The organism is Halorubrum rubrum (assembly GCF_024494685.1).
GTDB classification, from domain to species: Archaea; Halobacteriota; Halobacteria; order Halobacteriales; family Haloferacaceae; genus Halorubrum; species Halorubrum rubrum.
The window spans coordinates 129,516-155,396 of the sequence record NZ_JANHDM010000002.1; the positions used below are offsets into that span (position 1 = coordinate 129,516).

Here is a 25,881-nt window from a genome sequence, read left to right on the forward strand (position 1 = left end):
CGAAAGAGAGCCGTCTCACCCGTCGTCTCCGTCATCGATCCAGGCACCCAACGGCCCGATCCCGTCGCCGGGCGACTCGTCGGCGTCGACCACCCAGACGTAGCCCTCCCGACCCTCCCCGTCGGCGAACTCGCGCGTCCAGACGAACCCGCCGTCGCCGACTCCGTCGCTCGGATCCGTGGTCCAGACGAACCCGCCGTCGCCCACGCCGAGCGAGAAGTCCGTCGTCGCGACGAGGCGGCCGGAGGCGGGATCGCCGTCGTCCCCGAACACCCAGACGAATCCGCCGTCACCCACTCCCACGGAGGGGTCCGTGGTCCAGACGAACCCGCCGTCGCCGACGCCCTCCGAGAAGTCGGTGGTCCACACGAATCCGCCGTCGTCCACGCCGTTTCGCGGGTCCGGCGTCCGGAGGAAGCCGCCGACGGCTCCCCCGACTGTCGTCGAGGGCGGTTCCGCCTCCCCTTCCGCGGACGATCCTGTCTCCACGGACGACTCCGCCTCCGCAAGGGGTCCTCCGGCCGCGGACGAGTCCACCCCCGCGATCCGGGCGATCCAGCGGACCCCGTCGGTGCCGGGCTCCTCGACGAGGTCGTCGATCCAGTTGAAGTCGTCGACGGCGTCCGGGTCGGGAAGGTCGTCGGCGAACCGGTCGACCCACACGAACCCCCCGGAGTCGCCCGGATCCGTCTCCGCGTCGGTCGTCACGTCCGGGGGGTCGCCGGCGGCGGTGCCGGCGGCCGCGACCGAGCCGCCCGACGCCCCGCCGAACCCGCGCCGCTCCATCACGCCCCAGGACGTCTCACCGCGGAGGAACTCGACGAGCCCGTGCCAGGCGACCGCCGTCTTCCACTGACGGTAGCCGAAGTTCTCGAGGACGCCGTACCACAGCAGCCGGACCACGTCCCTGGGGTCCTCGTAGCGATTGAAGCTCCACACCTCGCTGAACACGCCGAACCACGAGAGGAAGACGCCGACGCCGACGGTGAGAAGCAGGAACGCGAGGAAGAACTCGACGTTCAAGATCCCGAAGTACCACGCCAGCGGGAGGAGGACGTAGCCGAAGCCCTCGATGAGCGGCCCGAGCGCCTCCGCGGCGGTGAAGAAGGGCAGGATCGCGGTCCCGACGCGGCCGTAGCGCCGCCTGAAGAACACTCCGCGGTTGGCGACGACCGTCTCGAGCATCCCGCGGTACCAGCGGCGTCGCTGGCGCCCGAGCCCCACGAGGGTCTCCGGAACCTCCGTCCACGCGACCGGCTCCGGGAGGAAATCGACCGTGTACTCCACCTCCTCGTCGGAGAGGTACCGGTGGAGCCGGACGACCACGTCGAAGTCCTCGGTGACCGTGTCGTGGCGGTAGCCGCCGATCTCGCGGACCCGGTCGGTTCGGAAGACGCCGAACGCCCCGGAGATGAGCACCAACCCCTTGAGGCGGCTCAACCCGAGCCGGCCGGAGTAGAACGCGCGGAGGTACTCCATCACCTGGAGTCCGGGCAGCCCGGTCCTCGGGAGGTTGATCTCCTGGACCTCGCCGTCCTCGACGACGCAGTCGTTGGCGACCCGGATCGTCCCCCCGCTGGCGACCGCCTTCTCGGGCTCCTCGAGGAACGGGCGGACGATCTGGAGCAGGGCGTCCCGGTCGATGACCGTGTCGGAGTCGACCGCACAGAACAGCTCCTGGTCGGTGAGCCACAGCCCCGCGTTGAGCGCGTCGCTTTTCCCGCCGTTCTCCTTGTCGACGACGAGGAGGTCCTCGTGACGCGTCGAGCGGTACACCCCACGGATGGGTTCGGCGGGGACCCCGTAAGGGACCGCCGCGTCGATCCGTTCCAGGTCGAACGCCCCGCGGAGCCGGTCCATCGTGGCGTCCGTCGAGCCGTCGTTGACGACGACGACCTCCTGGTCCGGGTAGTTCAGCGTCAGCATCGACCGGACGCTCTCGACGATGGTCGCCGCCTCGTTGTACGCGGGAACGACCATCGCGACGCCGGGATAGAAGGGGCTGTCGAACGCCCGGAACGGCGGGCTCCACTCCGACTCGCGCACGCTGTCGCGCAGCTCGAACAGCGCGAGGACGTGGATGAGGAGGTAGCCCGCGTTGACGAGGAGGTAGTAGCCGACGATGAACACGCCGGATCCGACGACCAGCGCGACGGCGAGGTCCTCGACGACCGTCATCGGGACGAACCCTCCGAACCGCGCGAGGCGGTTCCGTGCCCGAGGGCACCCCGTCGGGGGACGTCGCGCGCCAGGTCGTCGAACCGGGCGTGCTCGACGGCCCACGCCCACGCGTCGGCGAGTCCGCCAGGAGACGCACTCTCGGGTCCGCCGGGAGGCTCGCTCCCGAGACCGGCGGGGAACTCGAGCGACCGACCGCCCCCGCGACCGCGGTGTGACAGCAGGGCCTCGGCCGCCGCGACGCGGGTCCGTCCGTCGGGCTCCGCGGCCGCGACCGTCCGGAGCGCGGACAGCGCCTCCGCGTCGCCCCACGCGCCGAGCAGCCGGTAGGCGCTCGCCCGGACGACCGGAGAGGGGTCATCGAGCGCCGCGGTCGGATCGATCCGGGCCCGCAGCGGGGCGTTCCAGCCGTACGCGGCGAGCGCGCGCCAGGCGGCGACCCTGACCCGCTCCTCCGGGCTCGAGACCGCCCCGACGACCCACGAGAGGTCGGCGTCGCCGACGACCGTGTGGAGGTGCCCCGTCACGGACAACACCTGCTGTTGGACCGCGGGGTCCCACCCGTCGAACTCGGCCGCCGCCCGGTCGAAGAGCGGTCCGGGATCGGTCTCGCCGACCCGATACAGGGTATCGATCCCGAACACCGAGAAGGCGGAGGGGTCGTCGCCGAGGAGGAGGTCGACGCCGGTCGTCGCGAGGTCGGGCGCGTCGCTCGCGTACAGGACGCGCACGGCCGCCGCGCGCTCGCGCGGCGTGTCGGTACAGCGCGCCTCGAGCAGGGCACGGTCGGGCGGGTCCCGGAGGAGCGCGAGCCAGGTCAGCGCGTCGAGCCGATCCCAATAGTCGCCATCGCGGATCTCCCGACGAGAGCGCTCGGGGATCCCGAGCGCGGCGCCGAGCCGTGCCAACCGCTCCGCGTCGCGTCCCTCGATCCGGCGGAGGTAGACGTCGAGGAGGGACCGGAGCTCGTCGCGGCGGGCCGCCGACAGCGACGCGGCCCACGTCTCCCAGCCGGGGTCCTCCCGGCCGTACAGCCGCTCGAGGAGTTCGGACCGGAGGTCCGCCCGGACCGGCTCGCGCCGGCGGCGACGCCGTGCCGCGAGAAGCGAGTACCCGACCGTGACGAGGACGGCCGAGACGAGAAGCGACCCGAGGACGACGATGCCGATCGAGACCGCGAGCGACGGGAGGTCGACCTGTGCGGTGCCGACCGGCGGTCCCGGATCGGGCGGAACGCCGACGGTTCGCGACGCGGAGGCGTACACGTCATCCCTCCAGCAGCTTCTCGATGCGCGCCAGCAGTTCGTTCGGGCTGAACGGCTTGGTGAGGTACTCGTCCGCTCCCGCCTCGAGCCCGGTCAACACGTCCTCCTCGCGGCCGCGGGAGGTGAGCATGACCACCGGAACGTCGGGGTCGACGGCGAGTTCCCCCCGGCGGATCGCACGGAGCAGGTCGGTCCCCTTCAGCCGCGGCATCATCACGTCGAGGACGACCACGTCGGGGTCCGCGCCGGGCGCGTCGAGTGTCTCGCGCGCCTCGTGGCCGTCGCGACAGACGTCGAGGTCGAACCCGGCCATCGACAGTTTGTACTGGAGGATCGACCGGATCGCCTCGTCGTCGTCGGCTATCACCGCGGACCTGGACACGTCACCCACCAGCACGGTCGACGACTTGAGGGTGTCGGGAGCGCGACGACGACCGGCGACGCTCGACGCGACGACGACCGGCGACGCCCGAACCCAGAACGGCTATCCGTCGGCCGCCCGCAGACCGGGTATGTTCACCGGCATCGTCGAGGGAACCGGGACCGTCCGGGCGCGAACCGAGACGGAAGACGGCCTCCGGCTGCGGATCGCCGTCGACGGGGTCGACGGCTTCGACGACCTCGCGCACGGCCAGTCGATAAGCGTGAGCGGCGTCTGTCTGACCGTCGAGGAACACGGGGTCGCGGACGACGTGGACGCGACCGCGGACTCGGAGGGGGCGAACGCCTGGTTCGAGGTCTTTCTCGCGGCGGAGACGGTCGCGAAGACGTACCTCGGCGACCTCCGCGTCGGCGACGCGGTCAACCTCGAGCGGGCGATGCCCGCGGACGGGCGGTTCGACGGCCACGTCGTCCAGGGACACGTCGACACGGTGGCGGCGGTGGAAGGCGTCGAGCGGATCGGCGAGGATTGGCGGTTCACCTTCTCGATCCCCGAGGGTCACGGCCGCTACCTCGTCGACAAGGGCTCGGTGACGCTCGACGGGATCTCGCTCACGATCGCGGAGAAGCGCGCCGACGAGTTCGACGTGGCGATCATCCCGACCACGTACGAACTGACGACGCTCTCGGAGAAGTCCGCGGGTGACCCGGTCCACCTGGAGGTGGACGTGATCGCCAAGTACGTAGAGAACATGCTAGAGGGCTACGTCTAGGCCGACTCCGAGGCGGTTCACGCGTCCTTCGCGCCCCGAACGGTCTCGCGGACCGCGTCGACGCCCTCGTCGTGGAGGAGGTCGCCGACGACGATCACGTCGCTGTGTGCCGCCATCGTGTTCGCCGACTCGTAATCGTGGATCCCGCCGCCGTAAAACAGCGTGGCGTCGTCGAGCGCGTCGTGGGCGGCGGCGACCTTCTCCGTATCGCCGAAGGTGCCCGAGTACTCGAGATAGACGATCTCCTGGCCGAACATCCGTTCCGCGACCTTGGCGTACGCCTCCACGTCGTCGGCGGTGAGGTCGCAGTTCGCGTTCGTCAGCTCCGCGACGGACGCGTCGGGGTTCATCACGATGTACGCCTCGGTGTGGGTCCGGTCCCAGTCGAGGTCGTCGATGCGGACCCACTCCTTGTGTGCACCCGTGATCCAGAAGGGGCCGCCGGCGTTGAACACCGTCGGGATCAGGTACCCCTCGAGCGCCGGCGAGTCGATGACGACGCCGGGGTTCGACGGCTCCTGGTAGAGCGGGACGTCGTACTCGGCGGCGGCGTCGATGACCCGCGTCATCTTCTCGGCGGTGACGTCGAGGGTCCCGCCGATCTCGATCGCGTCGGTCCCGGTCCGGCACACGTCCTCGAAGGTCTCCCCGTCACAGAGGTCCTTGTCGGGGTCGACCTTCAGCACGTGGTCCCAATCGTCCCACGGATTGCTCATCGCTCGGGTCTCCACCGGGCGGAACCAAAAAGGTGCGGAAGCGTCGCGGCGGGCGGCGATCCGTCTCGGCGGGCGCTCCGCGCCGAGCGCCCGCGACCGCCTCACAGCAGGTCGTCGATCTCGTCGTTGCGGAACGCCGCGGCGGGATCCGGCGTCGCCTCCGGCTCGTCGCGGACGGCCTGTCTGGCGCGCTCGAGGAACTCCTCGACGCGCTTCGAGCGCTCGACGCCCGCGAGCAGTACGACGGCCGCGATCCGATCGGAGTTCATCGGGAAGTCGCCGCCGCGGACCTGCATCGACCCCGTCTCCTCCTGGAGCCACTTGCGGGCCTTCTCCGCGCCCTTGCGGGAGATCCGGTCCGGGTCGCCGGCGACCGCGACGAGCCCGGCGTCGGCGTCGGTGGCGTTCGGCAGCGAGAGGCCGGTCATCACCGCGCTGCGGACCGCGCTCGTCACCGTGTTGACGTTCTCGCCAGGGTCCTCGGCGGCGGGCGAGGAGGCGTAGCCGACCGCCGCCATCCCGCCGGCCCGCAGCGTGTTGATCACCTCGCTGGTGTCGACGACGGACTCGCCGACCCCCTGCGTGGCCTCGCCCGCCGCGAGCAGCAGGCCGACGCGTTTCGCCATCGACTCGTTGATCGCGGCGTAGCCGCCCTCGACGCTCTCGCCCGCCGAGCGCCAGGCGTCGTTGTCGAGGAGGATCGTCGCGTCGGCCTCCCGGACGAGCGTCTTCAGCGACCGGCCGGCGTTCACCTGATACAGCGCTCCCTCGTCGCGACCGGGAAGCACGCCGAGCGCGTAGATCGGCACGTCGTACACCCGCGAGAGCTCGCGGACGAGCACCGGCGCGCCGCCGGAACCCGTGCCGCCGCCGAGGCCGGCGACGACGACGACCGCCTCGATCTCGGCGGTCATCCGGGGGGCGAGCGCGTCCAGCACCTCGATGGAGTCCTCGTCCATCACCTCCGCGCCGAGCTCGTTGTCGCCGCCGACGCCGTGACCGCTCACGCGGGACTGCCCGATGAGAACCGTATCGAGCGGAAGCGGGTCGAGGTCGGCTACGGCGGTGTTGACGGCGAGCGCGTCACGGACCGAACCGAACCCCATCTCCGCGTCGAACTCGGAGAGGGCGGTCGTGAGCTTCCCGCCTGCCTGTCCGACGCCGACGAGGAGGGCCTTCATGCGTTCACGATACGTGTCTGACATCAATACTCTTTCCCCCGACCGGTTAAGTACGAAACCGCGGCCAGCTGGGACATGGCAAACGAGACGAACGCGAGCGGATCGCCGGACGACCGTGCCCGCCTCGAGCAACGGCTCGACGCGGTCGAGCGCGCGCTCACCGGGACGGATCGGTCGGTCGCGGGAGTCGTCGACGGCGCGACGGCCGACGCCGAGCGCGAGGCGATCGCGGAGCGGCTCGACGCGGTCGAGGCGCGGATCGAGGAGCTCGAGGCGGCGACGCAGGCCGTCCGCGGGTACGCGGGCGCGATCCGTGCGGTCAACCGCGAGGTCGAGCGCCGCGCCGACCTGGCGCTCGCGCGGGCCACGGCCGCCCGAGACGGTGGACCTCCCGACGCCGATGCGTCGTCCAGCGACGGGATGGTCGGGGGCGTAACCTCCGGAAACGGGATCGACGAGAACGGGATCGACGAGAATCGAACCACCGAGAACGACGAGATCCCCGGCGACGACGCGCTCGACGCGGCGATCCCGGACGATGCCCGATCGACGGGAGAGAGATCGGTCGGGAGCACCGAGGAGGAGGCGAGTCCACTCGAACGGCTTCGTGAGGCCCTGTAAACTGAACCGGCGTGGGATCGGCCGCGCGACCGCCGACGACGAGGGCGGGAAGCCGTGATCCGCGTCGTCCTGACGGTCCTCCTCGCGGTCGCGCTCCTGACCGCCTCGATGCCGGCGATCGAGGACGCCGGACGAGACACGGTCGTCGAGCGACTCGGAACGGAGGCGAGCCACATCGAGCGCGCCGCAGGCGGGGTGACCGCCGACTCGGTCGCCGTCGCGGACCCGAGTCTCGCCGCGCGAACGTCCCTCGTCGTGTCCGCGCCGACCGGGGTCCTCGCGGCCCCGATCGATCGGCTCGCGCTCGCGGATCCGACGCGGACCGACACGACGACCGAGGCCCGCGTCTCCGAGGGAGCCGCCCTCGTGTATCGGCTCCGGCACGGGTCGGTTCGACGGGTCTCGATCGTGCCGCCGACGGACGCGATCGGGATCTCCCTCCGCGACGGACCGATCGAACTCGAACCGGACGGCGAGACGGAACTCGAGCTTCGGCTGGTCGACGACGGCGGGCCGACGGTCCGGATCGCCCGGGCCGGGTGACCGGGAACGCCGGATCGTCCCGGACGACCCCTTATATACGATGTCGCGGCCACGGTCGCCATGAAACTCGATCTCTCCTCGCTCCCCAGGTTCGGAACCGGCGGCGAGTGTACCTGTGACGCGTCGTTCGAGCGACCCGTCGGAACGGGCGTCGACGACCGCGTCGTCCTCGCGATCGACGCGAACGACTGTCCGGGCGGCGGCGACCTCGCCGAGAGCCCGGCGTGTCTGGCCGCCGCGATCGAGGCGCTCGCCGACCGCGACGCCGACGTCGTCCGGACCGAACACGCGGGCCGCGAACGCGCTTACACCGGCCGATCGGCCGCGTGTCTGCTCGCCGCGGGGCGCTTTCGCGAGCGCGTCGAGTTCCACGAAACGCGGCTCGCGGAGCGCGTGGTCCGAGACCCGGTCGGAGCCGCACGGGAGGCGGCCGGGCGCGCCGGACCGGTCGGGCGGATCGTCGCCGAGACGGGGCTCGAGGAGGCGGTCGCCGGGATCGACCGGACGGCGGACGCGGTCCGGGCGCACGTCGGGCCGACCGTGGCGGCGACGCGGGTCGCGGCCGACCCGCCGCCGGGAGCGACGCTCGTCGACCGGTGGAACCTCGAGACGGGCGCGACGGTCAGGCTCTACGAGGGGACGGGCGCGCTTCGGACGTACCACCTCACGCCGCCGATGGCGGCGTTCGACGCGGACGCGTTCGAGACGCTCGACGCCGCGAGAGAGCGGCTACTCGCCGACCCGAGAGGCGGCGAGCGGGCACCCGGCCGAGCGGTTCGAGCGGTGGCGGGTCCGGACGACCCCGTCGACGCGCTCGCTGCCACGCTCCGCCGACACACCAACGGGTACGGCGCGTTCGAACACGTCTTCGCCGACGACCGCGTCAGCGACGCGACCCTCTCCGCGCCGGTCACTGAGAACCCCCTCCGCGTCGTCCTCGACGGCGAGCGGTGTCAGACGAACGTCAGGCTTCCGCCGGAGGGGGCCGCGACGCTCGCGTCCCGGCTCCGCCGAACGAGCGGTCGGGCGTTCTCCCGAGCGACGCCGACGCTCGATTCGACCGTCGACGCCGAGTCGGGGACGGTCCGGGTGGCGGCGACGACGGCGCCCGCGAGCGACGGGCTCTCGTTCACCTTCCGCCGCGGCGACCCGGAGGCCTGGACGCTCGCCCGTCTCGTCGCCGCCGGGACGCTCTCGCCCGCGGCGGCCGGACTCCTCTCGATCGCCGTCGAGCGCGGCGTCACGGGGCTCGTCGCCGGCGGACGCGGGGCCGGAAAGACGACCGCGCTCGGCTCCCTGTTGTGGGAGCTTCCGCCCGACGCGCGATCGATCCTGATCGAGGACACGCCCGAACTCCCCGCGGACGCGCTCGCCGCCGCGGGTAGAGACGTCCAGCGGCTCCGCGTCGGCGACGACGCGGAACCGACGCCGACCGAGGCGGTTCGGACCGCGCTCCGGCTCGGGGGCGGGGCCCTGGTCGTCGGCGAGGTTCGCGGCGAGGAGGCGAAGGCGCTGTACGAGGCGATGCGCGTCGGGGCCGCCGGCGAGACCGTCCTCGGGACGATCCACGGCGAGAACCCGGCGGCGGTCCGCGAACGCGTCGTCACGGACCTCGGCGTGGCCCGCTCGTCGTTCGCGTCCACGGATCTCCTCGTGCTGTTGGACGATCACCGGGTCGAGACGGTCGTCGAGGTGACCGATCACGACGACGTGGTGAGCTTCGACGCGCTGTTCGAGCGGACGGTCGACGGGCTCGCGTCCACCGGCCGGATCGGTAGGGGCGAGAGCCGTCTCGTCGACGACCTCGCCGAGACCGAGGAGTCGTATGCCGACGTCCGGGAGGCGATCGGTCGACGCGAAGGGCGGATCCGCACGGCATCGACGACCGGACGGACGACGCCCGACCGCTACGCGGGGTGGGGACGGTGACGGAGCCGCGTTCGACTCGACGCGCCGAGGGAATCGCATCGAATCGAAGGGGCGACTCGGGACCGGCCCGGAGCGCGACCGATCGGAAGGACGAGAGACCGATCGATCCGGAGATCGAGGGCCCAGCCGAGCGAGACGGTGGCGACGCGACCGCCGAACGATCGACGGTGAGATCCGCGGCCGCGGCGATCGCCGCGTTCGCGGGCGGGGACGGAGCGTCGGCCGGCGGCGGATCGACCGAAGCGGGATCGCACGAACTCCGACGAGCGATCGCGTTCCTCGAGTGGGAATCGACGGCCGAACGGGTGATCGAGGCGGGACATCGCGCCGGGATCGGTGCGGGGCTCTGTTTCGTCGTGGCCGGTGTGCTCCTCGCCGGGACCGTCTCGGGATCGCTCGCGGGCGTCTCGGGCGGACTCGCGGCGATCCACGCGGTACACCGAGGTCCCGTGTGGCTCGCGGCGCTACGGCGAACCCGCGCGCTCGGGGCGACGCCCGGACTCGTCGGACGCCTCGTCCTCCGGATGCGTCTCGACCCGTCGACGGAGCGCGCGGTGCGGTTCGCCGCGCGGACCGGTCGCGGACCGCTCGCGGAGAACCTGGCGCGACACGAACGACGGTGCGTCAACGGCCCGACGAGCGGACTCCGCGAGTTCGCCCGCGAGTGGGGAGCGTGGTTTCCGGCGATCGAACGGGCGTCGACGCTCGTTCGGACGGCGGCGGCCGCGCCGCCGGAGCGCCGCGGCCGGTGTCTCGATCGGGCGCTCGAGACGACGCTCTCGGGGACGACGGAGCGGCTGGCCGAGTTCGTCGGGGACGTCCAGGGCCCGGTGTCGGCGCTGTACGCCTTCGGCGTGCTCCTTCCCTTGGCGCTCGTGGCGCTGCTCCCGGCCGCGGCAGCCTCGGGCGTGCCGATCCCGCCGTCGGCCGTCGCCGGGGGGTATCTGGTAGCGCTTCCCGTCGGTCTCCTCGTCGCGGCCGCGTGGCTCCTCTCGAAGCGCCCCGTCGCGTTCCCGCCGCCGACGATCCGAAGCGACCATCCCGACGTCCCGGACAGACGTCTCCACGCGGTCGCCGTCGGCGTCGGAACCGGCGTCGTTGCCGGCGTCGGCTCGGGATCGCTCGTCGCGTCGTGGGCGGCCCCGATCGGCGCGGTCGGCGTCGGGATCGGAGCGGCGCTGGTCGTCGTCGTCCGGCCGCGGCGAGCGGTGCTCTCGACGGTCACGGCGATCGAGAGCGGCCTCCCCGACGCGATGACGATCGTCGGCGGGGACGTCGCCGAGGGCGTCTCGGTCGAACGCGCGGTCGGGAACGCCGGCGACAAGCTCGACGGTGCGACCGGCGAGGTCTTCGAACTCGCCGCACGGCGAAGCGACACCCTTCGCGTCGACGTTCGCGAGGCGTTTTTGGGTGACGGGGGGCCGGCGGCGACGGTCCCCTCTCCGAGGGTTCAGGGAACCGTCGCCCTGCTGGCGATCGCCGCGCGGGAGGGGCGGCCGGCCGGGGACGTGCTGTTGGAACTCGCGGACCAGCTCGAGCGGCTTCGGGAGCTGGAACGCGACGCGCGGAGACAGCTCGCGACCGTGACGGGGACGCTGGCGAACACCGCGGCAGTGTTCGCCCCGCTAGTCGGCGGCGCGACGGTCGCGCTCGCGACCGGCGTCGAGGCGATCGGGACCGGCGGGCTCGAGACGACCGCCGCGATGGCGAGCGATCCGATCGCGGTCGACGCCGCCGGATCGGTTCCGCGGACCGGGAGCGAAAGCGAGGAAGTCGTGACCGCGCTGTCGGTGCCGGTCCTCGGTCGGATCGTCGGCGTCTACGTGATCCTCCTCGCCGGGATCCTCACCGCGCTAGGGACGGGACTCGAACGGGGCTTCGACGGGACGCTCGTGGCGTACCGGATCGGGATCGCGCTGCCGACGGCGACGACGACGTACCTCCTGGCGTTCGCCGCGGCGGGGGCGTTGCTGTAGCCCGTTACGACGTGGCGACGCGTTCGCGACGTGGAGCGATCCGCCGGGCGACGGTTTATATACCATACCGAGGCCACCCGACCCATGTTCGAGACCCACCTCGACGCCACCTACGCGTGGCTCGGCCTCGCGCTGGTGAGCGTCGTGACCGTCGGCGTGGTCGCCGCGCTCCCCGCGGCCCCGCCGCCGGACGCGGACGGAATCGCACACACGATCGGAGCGGTCGCCGACGGCGAGTACGTCTCGACCGCCGAACACGGACTGGCGGCCGACCGGATGCGACTCACACCGCACACGGTCGAACTCGAGAACGGCGGCGGTTCCGCCCGTTCGGCTCTCCGAGGACCGCCGATAACGCCCGTCGTTCCCGGCGGGACCGCCGTCGACCGACGACTTCGCCGGGTTCTGGACGGCGTTCCGCCGCGAACCGTGTTCGAGGATCCTGAAGCGTTCTCCGACGCGGCGGCCCAGGCGAGATCGAGGAACCATCGGTGGCGGACCGCCCCACAGCGGCTGACCGTTCGACAGGTCCGGTACGGAGGAACTCGTGTCACGCTCGTCGGGTGAGCGGCTCGACGGGGCCGACCGCGCCGCGGTCGAGCCGCTCGCCGCACTGGTCGCCGTGCTCGCCGTCGGCGCGGCCCTCGGTCTGTACGCGACCGCCCTCGACGACGCGACTCCGGATGCGGAAGAACCCGCCGCCGACGTCGTCCTCGACCGGATCGAACGCGACGCGACGGTCGGCGGGATCGTCCGTCCGGAGCGCCTGCGTCACCTCGAGGAGGAAACGCCTGCGGTCGTCGAGTTGGAGACGGAGCGGCGGCGGTGGCGAGTCGGCGTCGGCTCGGTCTCCCCGTCCGCCGGCGGGCGGCTCGACCCCCGATCGCCCGCGGTCGCGCAGCGATCGGTGACGGTGGCCGTCGCTCCCGGCGAGAACGTTCGTGGCAGACTCCGGCTGGCGGTGCGTCGATGACGAGCACCGTTCTCGACGTGACGGTCATGCTGCTCTGTGTCTCCGCGAGCGTCGTCGCACTCGGGAGCGTCGGAAGTGACTCCGAGACGGCAGGATACGCCGCCTCGGATGCCGCCGACCGGCTCGCGACCGAGACCGCGACGGTGACCTACGAGGTGAGCGAGGGAGACCACGACTCGCGAACGGTTCACGCGACGCTGGCGGAGCTGCTCGCGACGGCCGTACGGGGACCGCCGGGAACCGACGGCGAGATCGAAGATCGGTTCCGATCCCGAGTGATAGAACGCGTGACGAACGCGCTCGGCGGGCGAACCCGTGTCGACGTGCGGTACGAGACGGACGACGAGTCGTCCGGGCCTCACGCTCGAGACGACGACGTTCACGTACGATCCGGCGACGGTGGAGGGGCTTGGACGCTTACAGTCGGGAACGAACCACCCGTGGGTACCGACGTGACCGCGGCCGTCCTCACACACCCCGGTTCGGAGCGGATCGAAGGGAACGGACGGGGACGATTTCGGATCATCGTGAGGGCATGGTAGATGGCGGGTTCACCACGCGGTCGTTCGGTGTCGCTCGCCGACGACGATCGGGCCCGCGTTCCGTTCGCGCTGGTCGGCGTGTTGCTCCTCGTGACCAGTTCGGCGTACGCCGCCGGCATCGTGGATCAGGGGCTCGTGAGCGAGGACCGAAGCGTCGAGCGAGCCGTCGAACGCGCCGAGGCGGACGCGACGGCGGCGCTCAGACACGCCGCGCGGGAGGCGGCACACGAGGCCGCCGCGAGGCCGGTCACCAAGGCGACGACGGTCGGCGGCGGTGCGGATCCCTCGTGGCGGGCCGCCGGTGGGACCGCGACGGACGCAGTCCGTTCCGGTTCGGCCTTCGAGGACGCGTTTCGGATCCGAACGGCGCTCGCCGGCGTGGAGGCGCTGGACGCGGTGACCGCCGAGGTCGGCGACGTCTCTGCTACCGTCGACTTCGAGCGTATCGACGGTCGGATCGCGCCGAGCGATCTGGAGACGCTCCGCGAGACGGTCCGCGTGAGCGCCGTCGCGGACGGAACGGCGACCCGCGCGGTCTTCGAGGACGTGACGGTGACCGTGACGCGGCGAGGACGCACCGTCGCCGAACGGACGGAGAACCGAACCGTCGTCGTTGCCGTGCCGACGTTCGCCGCGCACGAGCGGACCGAACGGTTCGAGACGCGTCTGAACCGCGGTCCCGTCGAAGGACCGGGGCTCGGCCGGCAACTGACCGCCAGCATCTATCCGATCGCGTGGGCGCGGGGGTACGGCCAGTACGCGCGTGCACCGATCCAGAACGTGATCGCGAACCGGCACGTCGAGCTGTCGACGAACGCTGGGATCGTCAGAACCCAGCGGGACGTGTTCGGCACGAGCGACCCGGACGCACGCGGCGGCGTCGCCGAAGCGACGGCGAAAACCGGAGTGACCGATCTCCTCGCGCCGACGGACCTGGACGAGTCGGCGTGGAGCGATCGCGTCCTCGACGCGCCGGCGCCGGACTCGAAGACCGGAGCAGACGGGTTCGCCACGGCGAGGAACCACTCCGACGAGACGACATCGATCTCGGTTGGCCACGCGGCCGACGTGGCTGCCGTGTCGGTCCACGACGACCTCGAGGATGAGATTCGAGACAGCTACCGCGTGGAGGCGTCGCTCGACGTCTCTGCAGACCGGTTCGTCGATGGCGGCCGACCGCGACCGCCGCGGCCGAGCGGCGGTGCGGGCAGGTGGCAGCGCGTCGGCGTGAGCGTCGACGAGACGACGCGCGTCGTCCCCGGTGAGGAGGTCCCGACGGGCGTCCCGTCCGGCACCGTCGAGTCCGGCGAGGAGGTCGAGTTCGGCTCGGCGAGTCGAGAGGTTCGGGTCGAACGGGTCGTGACCGGGCGATGGAAGCGGGTCGTCCGGCGAAAGGTCGTCGTCGAACCGGCGGAGGTGGGTCCGAATGGGACCGTGCTGGATCCGGCGACCTACGGGACGCGTGAGGTGGTGGTCGACCGGGAGACGACGCGGGCGACCGCGACCGACCGATACCGCGTCTCGGTCGACGTGAGCGGGAGATACGAGCCGCGAGACCGCGCACCCGACCGGCCCACCGCGACGTTCGGTGCCGGACGCGGAGCCGCCGGGATCGACCTCTCCGGAACGCCCGACGCCGCCCGGTCGGACCTCGGCGTCGACGACGCTCGCGACGTCGACCGTCTCGCTCACGACGCGGTCGATCGCGGTGGGGTCGAACGATCGACGGTGGTGGTCGGCGAGCGGTCGGAGAGAGCGGTCGATCGAGTCAGATCCGACCTCAACGACCTTCGAGAGGCGGTCCGCGGGATCGACTCCGAGCAATCCATGGAGGAGATGGCGGTCGGCGAGGCGGATCCGTACGGCGGGCTCGCCGACACGCTCCGCGACCGCCGCCGCGACCTCGTGGATGCGCCGCGAACCTACGACGGCGCAGTCGATCGGGCGCGGATCTCCGTTCGGATCGCCTATCTGGAGGCGGTCGTCGACGAGCTAGAGTCGGCGAGCGGGGACGAGGAGGTCACCACCGACGCGTTCCTCGAACGAGTGGAGGACGCGTTCGGCGGACCGTCGATCGGAGAGACCATCGCCAGCCGCGAGGCCGCGCGCGACACGGAAGCGTACCGGATCGGCGAGGACGGTCCCGGCGGCTCCGTCGAATTGACGCCGAACGCCTCACCCGGATACCTCCCGCGGACCGCCGTCGATGGGGCGAGCGTCGAGGCGGTCGACGGAACGACGACCCGGCCGCTCGCCGTTCGAAACCTCAACTACGTGACGGTCCCGTACGGCGACGTGGCGAGCGGCGTCGTCGAACGCGTCCTCGGAAGCGGCGACAGCGTGCGGATCGGCACCGCCGGACGCGTTCTTCTCGCGGCCGATCGATCGCTCGTCGGTCGCGACGACCCGGATCTCCGTGCCGACCGGGACGAACTCGCCGAGCGGGTCGAATCGGCGAGAGGGATCGTCGATCGCGAACTGGTCGCCGCACTCGGCGAGCGGAGCACGCTGACGCGCGACGAACGGCGGTCGATCGTCGAGTCAGTGGCCGCGGAGTACGGTTCGAGGGGATCGCGTGCCGTCGCCATCGGTGACGGAGAGTACGCGGACCGGATCGCCGCCGAGACCGCAAGGGTCGAGTCGCTCTCGGACGGGCAGGAGGGAGCGCTCGCCGCGCGGCTCCGCGTCTCGCTCATGGAGGCGACCGGTCGGGACGCCGTTCGGATCCCGGCGAGGTTCGTCGACGGCCCAGCAGAGACGGTACGCGGCCACGTCCGGAGCGAACTCGAGGGAACGGTCGAGGACGAACTGCGGCGCGGCGGCGAGGCGGCCGTCGAGCGCTGGGCGTCGGACTCCGATCGGGCCGTCGCGCGCTGGGCGAGAGAGCCCAACCGTAGCGTCGGCGCGGGTCTTCCAGTCGCTCCCGTTCCGGGGTACTGGGTGGCGACGGTCAACGCGTGGCGCGTGGAGGCGCGCGGCGAGTACCCGCGATTCACGCTGTCCGGCGACGTCGGGACGCCGGGTCGTCCCTTCGAGTACGTTCGCGAGGAGTCGACGGTGACCGTCGACGTCGGGGGCGAGCGAGTCCAGCTGGGTCGAACGGAGCCGGTGCGGTTCGAGACCGAGACGGTGGTCGTCGTCGCGGTTCCCGCGGGGCCGCCGGGCGTCGGCGACGTGAACGGAGTGCGGGACGAGACGTCTCCCGGCTGGTGAGCGCGGGGAGCGAGACGACGAATGCCGCCGATCGGAGGCGTTTTGGGACGCGACCGCCGATCGCGGGTATGTTCCATGAGGTCGTCGAGGGGTCGGGCGGACCCGCCTCGATCGACGGCGAGGAGACCGGCGGAGGCGAAGGATCCGAAGGGGAGGACGGCGAGGGGGTCGCGGCGGCCGCGTTGCTGACGGCCTTCGAGACGATGTTGGTCGAGGCGGTCGACGAGGTCGAGTCGACCGGTCGCGCCGGCGTCGACGACGGCACGACCCTCGATCCGGCGACGGTCGAGACGATCGGCGACGGCGACGCCGCGACCCTCACTGTCGAGGAGGCCGCGGCGGTCCTCGCGGCCGCCGACGGCCGCGACGCCGACGCGATGGTCGCCGAGCTCCGGGATCACCTCCTGATGGGGATGGCGACGGCGGTGCTCGACGTCGACACGATCGCGGCCTCGATCGACGCCGATCTCACCGGCCAGGAGGTCCAGCAGGTCCTCGAGGGGCGCGCGGCGATGACGCTCGAGCAGCTCGCGGAGGTCATGGCGGTCGTCGAGACGCGGAAGCCATGAGGGTCGTGATCGTCGGCTGCGGCTACGTCGGGCTGGAGCTCGCGCGGGGGCTTGCCGCCCGCGACCACGACGTGATCGGCGTCCGGCGGTCGGACGACGGGCTCGACGCGATCGAGGCAGTCGACGAGGGCGTCGAGGCGGTTCGGGCGGACGCGACCGATCCCGAATCGCTCGCCGCGCTTCCCGACGTGGACGCGGTCGTGTTCGCGGCCAGCTCGGGCGGCCGAGGCGCGGAGGCGGCCCGCGAGGTCTACGTCGACGGACTCCGGAACGTCGTCGAGGAGTACGGCGACCGAACCCGAGCGCCCGACCGGCTGGTGTACACGTCGTCGACCGGCGTGTACGGCGATCACGGCGGCGCGTGGGTCGACGAGGGGACGCCGATCGAGCCGACGACCGAGAAGACGCGGGTGCTCGCCGAGGCCGAACGCGTCGCGCTCGAGGACGCGGCCGCGGCCGGGATCGACGGCACGGTCGCACGGTTCGCGGGGCTGTACGGGCCGGATCGGTATCGGCTCGACCGGTACCTCGAGGGACCGGTGACCGCCGGCTACCTCAACATGGTTCACCGCGACGACGCCGCGGGTGCGATACGGTTCCTCCTCGAAAGCGACGCCGCCCGCGGCGAACCCGTGGTCGTCGTCGACGACGAGCCGGTCGAGAAACACGCGTTCGCCGACTGGCTCGCCGACGAGTGCGGAGTCGACCGTCCGGAGAAGCGTTCGAAGGAGACGCGGATCGCCGCGGGGGACCTCTCTCCGGCGGCAGAACGCCGGATCCGAACGAGCAAGCGCTGCTCGAACGACCGGCTTCGAGAACTCGGATACGCGTTCGCGTACCCGACGTTCCGCGAGGGGTACCGCGACGCGGTCGACGGGTTCCGCCGCGCGCGAGAGTGAGGCGAGCGGCGGCCGCGCGGCGGTCTCCACGGCCGCCGACGGCCGGGATCCGGTTGGATTCGCGAGGTCGGAACCGCCACGAACCTTCTTGTGGGACCGGTGACTCCGGGGAGACGTATGTGGGCCCCAGCAACGGTCAGCGGGTGGCTCTCGGAGGCGGAGACGTTCATTCGGGAGAACCCCGAACTGGCCGCCACCGCGATCCTCGTCGCGGTCGTCGTACTCGTCAGCGCGTACGCGTTCGTCCGGGCACGTCGGCCGGCCGGCGAGGAGTTTCGTCGGCTACTGGGGGAGCAGTCGGAGATCGCGGTGCTGATGCACCCCAATCCGGATCCCGACGCGATGGCGGCCGCGGTCGGCGTCTCGTCGCTGGCGGACCAGCTCGACGTCGAGGCGACGATCCAGTATCCGGGTCAGATCCGCCACCAGGAGAACCGCGCGTTCCGGACGGTGTTGGACCTCGAGCTCGATCGGGTCGACCACGTCAGCGACCTCGCGGCGGAGACGGTCGTCCTCGTCGACCACAACGAGGCACGCGGGTTCGCCGGGGCCGACGGCGTGTTGCCGGCCGCCGTCGTCGACCACCATCCGGGAGACGGACGCGGCGACGAGTTCACCGACGTCCGGACCGACTACGGGGCGACCGCCTCCGTCGTCGCCGAGTACTTCGACGACGTCGGCGCGGTGCCGGTGCCTCCCGATAAACACGCGAGCGAGACGGACGCGGACCTCGTGTTGTCGACGCGGGCGGCGACCGGGCTCCTCTACGGAATCCTCACCGACACCAAACACCTCACCGTCGGGGCGAGCGAGCCGGACTTCGCCTCGGCCGCGTACGTCTATCCCGGCGTCGACCAGGACCGGCTGGACCGGATCGCCAACCCGGCCGTCGACGCGGAGGTGCTGGAAGTGAAAGCTCGCGCGATCGCCGGCAGACAGGTCGAGGGCTCGTTCGCGGTCGCCGACGTCGGCGGCGTGAACAACGTCGACGCGATCCCGCAGGCGGCCGACGAGCTGATCCAGCTCGAGGGCGTCAGTGCGGTCGTCGTCATCGGCGAGCGGGACGGGACGGTCCACCTCTCTGGGCGCTCACGCGACGACCGAGTCCACATGGGCAACGCCATCGAGTCGGTGCTCTCGGAGGTCACGAACGGGGACGGCGGCGGTCATTCGCGAATGGGCGGCGGCACGATCACCCCGGAAGTGGATCCCACGGGAGAGACGGAGCCGGAGACGGTCGATCGCGACGGACTGACCGACGCGCTGTTCCGGGCCATGGCCGGCGACGTGTGATCGGTCGAGCGGGGGCGACAGAACGGTTAAGCCGCCGCGGTCGCACCGGAGCGTATGGAGATCGAACGAGTCGACGGCAGGTGGCTGACGCTCGCGGGGGTCGGCGCGGGCTACGCGATCGCGACGGGGCTGATCTTTCTCGCGTTCTTCCTCGTCCCCTACCTGATCGTGAGCGCGCTCTAGGCTCGGGGCGAACCGGATAGACGATCCGGTCAGTCGGTTCGCGGCACCGCGTACGCGCCGAGCGCGAGGAACCCGGCCGCGAGCGCCGCGAGCACGGCCAGATCGCCGACCCACGCGCCCGGCTCGTGGACGATCGCTCGCGTCCCGCGGGCGAAGTAGGTGAGCGGCGAGGCGGCGACGGCCGGCAGGAACCAGTCCGGGAGCAGCGCCGGCGGGACGAACGTCTCCGAGAGGAACAGAAGGGGGAGCGCCACCGTGTTGCTCGCGGCGATCACCCCGTCCTGTGAGTCCGCGAGCGCGCCGAGGACCGCGCCGAGCCCGCAGAAGAGCGCGACCGCGAGCGCGACGAAGGCGGGTAGGGCGGCGAGCGCCGGCGAGACGACGAGCGTCGCGTCGGTCACCGCGAGCACGAGTCCGAGTATCAGGAGGCTCGCCGCGCCGATGATCGCGACGTTGACGAGCGTGTGCGCGAACAGCCACTCCGCGCGGGAAAGCGGCGTGGTCGCGAGCTTCTCGAAGCGGCCGCCGTCGCGATGGCGGGCGATCTCCGAGCCGACCCGCGAGAGCGGCGTGAAGAGCACGACGACCGCGAGATAGCCGGGGATGTAGTAGCCGGCCGGCTCGGCGAAGAGACCGCCGCCGGTCGGCTGGGTCCGGACCAGCGCGCCGAAGATGACGACGAGGATCACGGGGAAGAAGAACGTGAAGAAGACGGCGGTTCGTCGCCGGAGGAACGACCTGGCGGCCGCAGTCGCCTCCGTGAGGACTCGCGAGAGCCGGCTCATCGTCCCTCTCCCTCCTCCGAGTCTCCGAGCGCGGTCCCGCCGGCTCGCGGCGAGTACTCCTCGCCGGTCAGCCGGAGGTACACGTCCTCCAGGGACGGCTCGGCCCACGTCAGCGACTCGAACTCGACGCCGGCCGAACCGAGCGCGTCGACGACCGCGCCGATCCCCTCCGGGCGCACGCCGAGTACCCGGAGGCCGTCGGCGGTCGACTCGACCGCCGGGCAGTCTGCCGTCGCCTCCGCTTCGATCCCGGCGAGCGCGCCCCGGACGCCGTCGAGGTCGGCGTCGTCCGGTTTCGATCCGCCCAATTCGACCTCCAGTCGTGGATCTCCGCCGTGTTCGGCGATCAGGTCGGCGGGCGCGCCGACGGCGACGACCGCGCCGTCGCGCAAGAGCGCCACGCGGTCGGCGAGCCGCTCGACCTCGTCCATCGCGTGGCTCGTGAGGAACACCGTGGTCCCGTCGGCCGCGAGCCGCTCGATCAGCCGGTGGATCGATCTCCGGCCCGCGGGGTCGATCCCGGTCGTCGGCTCGTCCAGGAAGAGGAGGTCGGGGTCGTTGACGATGGCGGTCGCGACGCAGGTCCGGCGTTTCTGGCCGCCCGAGAGCGTCTCGTACCAGGCGTCGGCGTCGTCCGTCATCCCCACGTCACCCAGTACGGCCTCGGGGTCGCGGGCGTCCTCGTAGAGTCCGCCGTAGTAGCCGACGAGTTCGCGCGCGGTGAGCCGCTCCGGCGGGTCGAACGACTGGGGGAGGAGGCCGATCCGCTGGGGATCGACCGCGTCGGGCGGCGAGCCGAAGACGCGGATCGTTCCCTCGGCGTCGGTCGTCCCGGTGAGCGCGCGCACGAGCGTCGTCTTGCCCGCGCCGTTCGGCCCGATCAGTCCGAACACCTCGCCGGGCTCGACGACCACGTCGACGCCGTCGAGCGCGACGACGTCGCCGTACGACCGCCGGACCCCCTCGCCGACGACGACGGAGACGTCCTCCTCCGTCACGTCGTCCGCGGACGCCGAGGCCGACGCGGCTGCCGTCTCGTTCATACGTTCGGATCCGGGGGCCGCGCGCGTAAGGGTTGCTTTTCCGGGTCGACTACCAGGCCGAGCGGCGCGCGGATGACGATCCGCCCGCCTTCCGTCGAGTCTGCGATCAGTGTCTTCGATCGACGTCCGCCGAACATGATCGATCGGTATAGTTCTATTTCCTTATAATTATGTAGACGATATCATGGTACACCTTACATGATGTTTTCACGCGTTTCAGACCATATATCTCCATGAGTAGTGATACCATTCATCAAAACATATTTGTAATATGAAAGTTTTATGTCCGCGCGGAGCCAAGGGGAGAGTATGTCACAGACTGACCGAACATCGACTCGACACCCCGGCCTCCTGATCGACCCGCCCTCGGTCGCCAGCTCGCTCGGCGCGATCCTCGCGCTGCTCCTGCTCGTGACCGGCGTGCTCATGGCCGTGGAGAACCCGGCGATCATGCTCGGCCTGCTGGCCGGCGCGGTCGTCGTCCTCGCGGCCGTCCGCTTCCTTTCGGACCGCTCCATGCCGCGGAGCGCGTCGCGGCCGTTCGGCCGGATCATCCGGTTCGGCCCGCGCCGCCGTTACCGGCTGTAGACCGTTTCCGACCGCGTTTCGACGTTTTTCCGTCCGTTCCGCTCGCCGTGGAGCCGACGGTGTCCATCCGACCACCCGCCCGAGCGTCCGGCCTCCGTGACGCCGAGCGGTCCCAGTCCTGACGCCGATCAGCCCCAGTGCCAGAAGGAGTGTCCGTCCTCCTCGACCGGGTCGGTCCGTTCGCGGAGGTCGGCGACGTCCTCGGCGGTCGGCTCGACGTCCTCGGGCAGCGACTCCATACAGTCGAAACAGAGGAAGAACTCGGAGCCGTCGGCGAGTTCCAGGGTCATCCCCTGGGTCGACTCGAACGCGAAGTTCCAGAGGTCGCCGATCCCGCCGGCGATCCTGACGGACCGCTCACAGACGTCGCACGGCTCCGAGGCCATACGCGACCTTGGGTGCCGGGCGGTTAAGACGTGTCGGCCGCCGGAACGGAGCCGCGGGTCCGGCCGTGAACACCGTCACCACGCCGGCCGCTCGGCGCTACACGGTCGTCACGACCGACATCGGGGTGTCGCGGGATCGTCCACGGGAATCGGAAAGGAACGGGTCCCGTTCCGCGTCGAAGACGGTCGCTCTCGCCGCGTGCTCTCAGTCGGAGGCAGTTCCGATCGATCCCCTCTCGGCGTCGAACTCATCCAGTACCGTCCGGAACGCACGTGTCTCCACCTCGATACCCGCATCCGGACGACCGCTGCTGAAGTTGACCTCGTCGTTCCGGAAGATATCGGCGTCCATGTAGATCGGACAGTCCCTGCCGGGGAAGAAGGGGGGAATCGCGCCGATGGTGTACCCGAGATCGTCCTCGATGACCTCCTCGTCGGCGAATTTCAGGCTGTCGATGTCGGCGATCTCTCTGAGCGATCCCAGATCGACTTTCCGTTCGGCGGGAACGATCGCGACGACGACTTCGCGGTCGTCGTCCAGGAACACCATCGATTTCACCATTTCGGCGAGCGGAACGTCGCGCAGTTTGGCCGCTTTTTCCGAGGTTACCGCGTCGTCACTGTGCTCCAATAGCTCGTATTCGATCCCGCGCTCGCGAAGATAGTCCGTGATCTCCGTCCGTACCATGCGTTTCTCGACCGCGACTCGTCCCCGTGCCGGATTAATCCCATCTATGGGTCAAATCGAGGTTGAAGTCAGCGACCGAGCGAACACGACTGGTTGACTCGACGCTCCCAGACGAGACGGTACAGGACGTCCCGTCAACACGGCTCCACACCTCGCGTCTCCCCGGTCGCGCAGGGATACGACCCCTCAGTCGCCGACGTCGATCACGTGTGCGTCCTCGGGGTCGAACCCCACGACGACCGTTCCGTCGAGCGGATCCTCGGCCCGCACGACGAGGTCGCGGCCGTCACAGTCGAGGTGGACGCGCGTCGTCTCTCCGAGGAACTCCGCGCTCGCGACCGTCGCCCGGAGCCCGTTCTCGGCTCGCCCCACCCGGAGGTGTTGCGGGCGGACGCAGAACGTCACCCGGTCGCCGGGACCCGGCGTCCCGGTCGCGGCGTCTTCGCGCTCGTCGACCGCGACGCGGAGGGTCTCGCCGCCGATGTCGACGAGGACGGTTCGGGCGGGCGAGTCCGTCCCGCCGCCCGCGCTCTCGTCGTCCGTTCCAGCGACGACCCCCTCGAACACGTTGTTGTCGCCGACGAACTCGGCGACGAACCGCGACGCGGGCCGGCGGTACACGGACCGGGGCGGCGCGACCTGCTCGGGCGTTCCGCCACGCATCACCGCGACGCGGTCGGAGACGGAGAGCGCCTCCTCCTGGTCGTGGGTGACGTAGACGGTGGTGATCCCCAGCTCGCGCTGGATCTCACGTACCTGAAGCCGGAGGCGCTCGCGCAGGCGCGCGTCGAGCGCGCTCATCGGCTCGTCTAAGAGCAGGAGGTCGGGGCCGGGCGCGAGTGCCCGCGCCATCGCGACCCGCTGCTGTTGGCCCCCCGAGAGGCTCTCCGGGTCGCGGTCGGCGGTCCCCGAAAGGTCCACGAGGTCGAGCAGGTCGCGGACGCGCTCGGCGCGGCTCGCGCCGCCCGGCGGCTCCGAGAAGCGCAGCCCGTAGCCCACGTTCTCGCCGACGGTCATGTGCGGGAACAGCGCGTAGTTCTGGAACACCACGCCCACGTTCCGCTCCTCCGGCGGGACGCCAGAGACGTCGCGGCCGCCGAACCGTATCCGTCCCTCGGTGGGTGCCTCGAATCCCGCGATCAGCCGCAGCGTCGTCGTCTTCCCGCAGCCGGACGGCCCCACGAGCGTGAAGAACTCCCCCTCCCGGATCCGCAGGTCCACGTCCTCGACGGCGACCGTCCCGTCGTAGTGCTTGCTCACGCCCGCGAGGTCGACCGCGGGGGGTCCCGCGTCGGCGTCGCGGTCCGCCGCCGGAGCGTCGCGCTCAGATCCCATCGTACTCACCCCCGAGCCGCTCGATCACGACGAAGCTCAGCCCGGTCACGAAGAGGAGGACGACGCCCATCGCGGTCGCGGGTCCGAGCCGCCGCCCGATGAAGCGTTCGATCGCGACCGGCATCGTGTAGGCGTCCGCGCCGGTCGCGAGGACGACCGTCGCCGTGAACTCGCCCATCGAGATGGCGACCGCGAACGCCGCGCCCGCGACGACGCCCGGCCACACGAGGGGGAGTTCGACGTCCCGGAGCACCCGCGCCCGCGACGCGCCGAGCGCGCGGGCGGACTCCACCAACGCCCGGTCGAGCGACTCCAGGCCGGGCGCGACCGTGCGGACGACGAACGGGTAGCCCGCCACGGCGTGGGCGGCGACGATCGCCGCCGAGCCCGCGACCGCGATCCGCCACCCGGCGACCTCGACGCCGAACACCAGCCCGCGGAGCAGTCCGAGTCCGACGAGGATCCCGGAGACGGCGAAGGGGGCCATCGCGACCGCGTCGACGAGCTTCCGTCCGCGGTACTCGCGGGTGGTGATCACCGCGACGACGACCCCCATCGGCAGCGCCACGAGCGCCGACGCGGCCGCGAAGACGAGCGAGTTGCGGACGGCGGGCCACGGCCGCACCTGGAACGCCGCTCCCGTGCGCTGGCGCTCCAGGAGGAACCGGTAGTGGTCGAGCGTGAGCGCCCCGTCACCCCCGGTGACGCTCGCGAGGATCATCGAGACGATCGGCGCGAGGAAGACGAGCGCCGCGACGACGCCGTAGACCCCGAGCCCGAGCCGGGGAAGGAGTTCCCGCGGGGTCGGCGCGGACGGGAGGAGGGGTTTCCGCGGGAGCGGCCTGACGCCCCGCGAGGTCACCGTGTGTCGGGCCTCGTACCGGAGGTACGCGCCGAGCACCGACAGCGAGACCACGAGCTCGACGACCGCGAGCGCCGCCGCCTCCGCGTAGTTCAGATCGCGCGCGAGCCGGTAGACGAACACCTCGACGGTCGCCAGCTCGAACCCGCCGAGCGCCAACACGATCGGGAACGTCCCGAAGGTGAAGACGAAGGTGAGCGCCGCGCCCATCAGGACGGCGGGGTACACCTGCGGCGCGACGACGTGGAGGAACGCCCGGATCGGGCTCGCTCCGAGGCTCCGGGCGGTCTCGACCGCGCCGGCGTCGACGGACTCCCAGGCGGCCGTCGTCACCCGCGCGACGAGCGGCGCGTTGTAGAAGGCGTGGGCGATCACGATCGCCTCGAGCGTGAACATGAGCTCCACGGGACCGAGCCCGACCGCCCCGAGGAGGGCGTTGAGCGTCCCGTTCCGGCCGAAGGTGGCGACGTACCCCACCGCGACCATGATCGACGGGAGCACGAACGGGACGATGGTGAGCGAGCGAAGCGTCCGTCGGCCGGGGAACTCGAAGCGCGCGAGCAGGTAGGCGGCGGGGAGGCCGAGGGCGACGCTCGCGAGCGTCGACAGGACGGCCTGGTAGGCGGTGAACCCGACGATACCGAGCCGCCGATCGGGCGAGAGCAGCGCCCGCGCGACCGCGAGCGGACCCTCGCCCGCGAACAGTCGCGACAGCTCGCCGAAGTAGAACGGCTCCCGAAGCAGGTCGGCGAAGACGCCGAGCGTGACCGCGCCGTCGACGACGACGGACTCGACGAGGACGGTCCCGACCGGGTAGTAGAAGACGAGGACCAACACCGCGACCGTCGCGGTCGCGAGCGCGGCCAGCGCGTGTCGCTCGAGCCCCCCGAGGAACCGGCTCGTCCGGTTCCCGTCGCGGATTCCCTCCGTCCGCCTCGTCCGGTCCCGCCGCTCCTCGG

At 71.4% G+C, this 25,881-nt stretch carries 25 protein-coding genes; 14 read left to right on the forward strand and 11 right to left on the reverse strand.

All coding sequences use genetic code 11. The features are described from left to right. Nucleotides 1-15 precede the first annotated feature (15 nt). From NO889_RS02885 to NO889_RS02895, 3 genes are read right to left on the reverse strand one after another with little or no spacing between them, the layout of a single operon-like run. The gene (locus NO889_RS02885; protein WP_256410760.1) at nt 16-2,178 is read right to left on the reverse strand and encodes a glycosyltransferase family 2 protein; all 2,163 of its coding nucleotides are present in this window, start codon (nt 2,176-2,178) and stop codon (nt 16-18) included. Further along, on the reverse strand, nt 2,175-3,443 hold the full coding sequence (locus NO889_RS02890) for a HEAT repeat domain-containing protein (protein ID WP_256410761.1): 1,269 nt from the start codon (nt 3,441-3,443) through the stop codon (nt 2,175-2,177). Before NO889_RS02890 ends, NO889_RS02885 begins: the two co-directional genes overlap by 4 nt. A gap of 1 nt (nt 3,444) precedes the next feature. After that, nucleotides 3,445-3,825 (reverse strand): response regulator transcription factor, encoded by a 381-nt coding sequence (locus NO889_RS02895; protein WP_256410762.1) that lies wholly within the window; start codon nt 3,823-3,825, stop codon nt 3,445-3,447. Between the two features lie 130 nt (nt 3,826-3,955). On the opposite strand from NO889_RS02895, the gene NO889_RS02900 reads away from it, so the two are divergent. Beyond that, the gene (locus NO889_RS02900; RefSeq protein WP_256410763.1) at nt 3,956-4,597 is read left to right on the forward strand and encodes a riboflavin synthase; all 642 of its coding nucleotides are present in this window, start codon (nt 3,956-3,958) and stop codon (nt 4,595-4,597) included. Nucleotides 4,598-4,614: 17 nt separating this feature from the next. On the opposite strand, the gene NO889_RS02905 is transcribed toward NO889_RS02900, so the two are convergent. Both NO889_RS02905 and NO889_RS02910 read right to left on the reverse strand, forming a co-directional pair. Next, nucleotides 4,615-5,313, reverse strand: a complete 699-nt coding sequence (locus NO889_RS02905; RefSeq protein ID WP_256410764.1) for a phosphoglycerol geranylgeranyltransferase — start codon at nt 5,311-5,313, stop codon at nt 4,615-4,617. Between the two features lie 101 nt (nt 5,314-5,414). Then, nucleotides 5,415-6,494 (reverse strand): tubulin/FtsZ family protein, encoded by a 1,080-nt coding sequence (locus NO889_RS02910; protein WP_256410990.1) that lies wholly within the window; start codon nt 6,492-6,494, stop codon nt 5,415-5,417. A gap of 75 nt (nt 6,495-6,569) precedes the next feature. Here NO889_RS02910 and NO889_RS02915 point away from each other — a divergent pair, with 75 nt between their 5' ends. From NO889_RS02915 to NO889_RS02970, 12 genes are all read left to right on the forward strand, one after another. Continuing rightward, the gene (locus NO889_RS02915) at nt 6,570-7,115 is read left to right on the forward strand and encodes a DUF7310 family coiled-coil domain-containing protein (RefSeq protein ID WP_256410765.1); all 546 of its coding nucleotides are present in this window, start codon (nt 6,570-6,572) and stop codon (nt 7,113-7,115) included. A 54-nt stretch (nt 7,116-7,169) separates the two neighbouring features. Further along, complete coding sequence (locus tag NO889_RS02920) at nt 7,170-7,658, forward strand: DUF7311 family protein (RefSeq protein ID WP_256410766.1); 489 nt, start codon at nt 7,170-7,172, stop codon at nt 7,656-7,658. Nucleotides 7,659-7,718: 60 nt separating this feature from the next. After that, nucleotides 7,719-9,587 carry an ATPase, T2SS/T4P/T4SS family gene (locus NO889_RS02925; protein WP_256410767.1) on the forward strand — a complete coding sequence of 623 codons (1,869 nt, stop codon included), beginning with the start codon at nt 7,719-7,721 and terminating at the stop codon, nt 9,585-9,587. A 188-nt stretch (nt 9,588-9,775) separates the two neighbouring features. After that, the gene (locus NO889_RS02930) at nt 9,776-11,563 is read left to right on the forward strand and encodes a type II secretion system F family protein (RefSeq protein ID WP_256410991.1); all 1,788 of its coding nucleotides are present in this window, start codon (nt 9,776-9,778) and stop codon (nt 11,561-11,563) included. Between the two features lie 84 nt (nt 11,564-11,647). Beyond that, on the forward strand, nt 11,648-12,130 hold the full coding sequence (locus NO889_RS02935) for a DUF7283 family protein (RefSeq protein ID WP_256410768.1): 483 nt from the start codon (nt 11,648-11,650) through the stop codon (nt 12,128-12,130). Further along, nucleotides 12,111-12,536, forward strand: coding sequence for a DUF7285 family protein (locus NO889_RS02940; protein ID WP_256410769.1), 426 nt, complete (start codon nt 12,111-12,113; stop codon nt 12,534-12,536). The genes NO889_RS02935 and NO889_RS02940 overlap by 20 nt, the downstream gene beginning before the upstream one ends. Next, nucleotides 12,533-13,078 (forward strand): DUF7284 family protein, encoded by a 546-nt coding sequence (locus NO889_RS02945; protein ID WP_256410770.1) that lies wholly within the window; start codon nt 12,533-12,535, stop codon nt 13,076-13,078. Before NO889_RS02940 ends, NO889_RS02945 begins: the two co-directional genes overlap by 4 nt. After that, nucleotides 13,079-16,291: a DUF7286 family protein gene (locus tag NO889_RS02950; RefSeq protein ID WP_256410771.1), complete on the forward strand. Its 3,213-nt coding sequence runs from the start codon at nt 13,079-13,081 to the stop codon at nt 16,289-16,291. Between the two features lie 68 nt (nt 16,292-16,359). Continuing rightward, nucleotides 16,360-16,860, forward strand: coding sequence for a DUF5791 family protein (locus NO889_RS02955; protein ID WP_256410772.1), 501 nt, complete (start codon nt 16,360-16,362; stop codon nt 16,858-16,860). Continuing rightward, nucleotides 16,857-17,759 carry an NAD-dependent epimerase/dehydratase family protein gene (locus tag NO889_RS02960; protein ID WP_256410773.1) on the forward strand — a complete coding sequence of 301 codons (903 nt, stop codon included), beginning with the start codon at nt 16,857-16,859 and terminating at the stop codon, nt 17,757-17,759. The genes NO889_RS02955 and NO889_RS02960 overlap by 4 nt, the downstream gene beginning before the upstream one ends. A 117-nt stretch (nt 17,760-17,876) precedes the next feature. Further along, the gene (locus tag NO889_RS02965) at nt 17,877-19,052 is read left to right on the forward strand and encodes a DHH family phosphoesterase (protein ID WP_256410774.1); all 1,176 of its coding nucleotides are present in this window, start codon (nt 17,877-17,879) and stop codon (nt 19,050-19,052) included. 54 nt (nt 19,053-19,106) lie between these two features. Further along, the gene (locus NO889_RS02970; protein ID WP_256410775.1) at nt 19,107-19,235 is read left to right on the forward strand and encodes a hypothetical protein; all 129 of its coding nucleotides are present in this window, start codon (nt 19,107-19,109) and stop codon (nt 19,233-19,235) included. 29 nt (nt 19,236-19,264) lie between these two features. Here the strand turns inward: NO889_RS02970 and NO889_RS02975 are convergent, their stop codons facing one another. Both NO889_RS02975 and NO889_RS02980 read right to left on the reverse strand, forming a co-directional pair. After that, nucleotides 19,265-20,020 (reverse strand): ABC transporter permease, encoded by a 756-nt coding sequence (locus NO889_RS02975; protein WP_256410776.1) that lies wholly within the window; start codon nt 20,018-20,020, stop codon nt 19,265-19,267. Beyond that, the gene (locus NO889_RS02980; RefSeq protein ID WP_256410777.1) at nt 20,017-21,063 is read right to left on the reverse strand and encodes an ABC transporter ATP-binding protein; all 1,047 of its coding nucleotides are present in this window, start codon (nt 21,061-21,063) and stop codon (nt 20,017-20,019) included. The genes NO889_RS02975 and NO889_RS02980 overlap by 4 nt, the downstream gene beginning before the upstream one ends. A 309-nt stretch (nt 21,064-21,372) precedes the next feature. Here NO889_RS02980 and NO889_RS02985 point away from each other — a divergent pair, with 309 nt between their 5' ends. Next, nucleotides 21,373-21,651 (forward strand): hypothetical protein, encoded by a 279-nt coding sequence (locus tag NO889_RS02985; protein ID WP_256410778.1) that lies wholly within the window; start codon nt 21,373-21,375, stop codon nt 21,649-21,651. Between the two features lie 128 nt (nt 21,652-21,779). Here the strand turns inward: NO889_RS02985 and NO889_RS02990 are convergent, their stop codons facing one another. The 4 genes from NO889_RS02990 to NO889_RS03005 form a co-directional block, all read right to left on the reverse strand. After that, complete coding sequence (locus NO889_RS02990; RefSeq protein WP_066412281.1) at nt 21,780-22,037, reverse strand: DUF7561 family protein; 258 nt, start codon at nt 22,035-22,037, stop codon at nt 21,780-21,782. Nucleotides 22,038-22,242: 205 nt separating this feature from the next. Continuing rightward, on the reverse strand, nt 22,243-22,725 hold the full coding sequence (locus NO889_RS02995) for an aminoacyl-tRNA deacylase (RefSeq protein ID WP_256410779.1): 483 nt from the start codon (nt 22,723-22,725) through the stop codon (nt 22,243-22,245). A 186-nt stretch (nt 22,726-22,911) separates the two neighbouring features. Continuing rightward, nucleotides 22,912-24,060 (reverse strand): ABC transporter ATP-binding protein, encoded by a 1,149-nt coding sequence (locus NO889_RS03000; RefSeq protein WP_256410780.1) that lies wholly within the window; start codon nt 24,058-24,060, stop codon nt 22,912-22,914. Beyond that, nucleotides 24,050-25,843, reverse strand: a complete 1,794-nt coding sequence (locus NO889_RS03005; RefSeq protein ID WP_256410992.1) for an ABC transporter permease — start codon at nt 25,841-25,843, stop codon at nt 24,050-24,052. The genes NO889_RS03000 and NO889_RS03005 overlap by 11 nt, the downstream gene beginning before the upstream one ends. Nucleotides 25,844-25,881 lie beyond the last annotated feature (38 nt).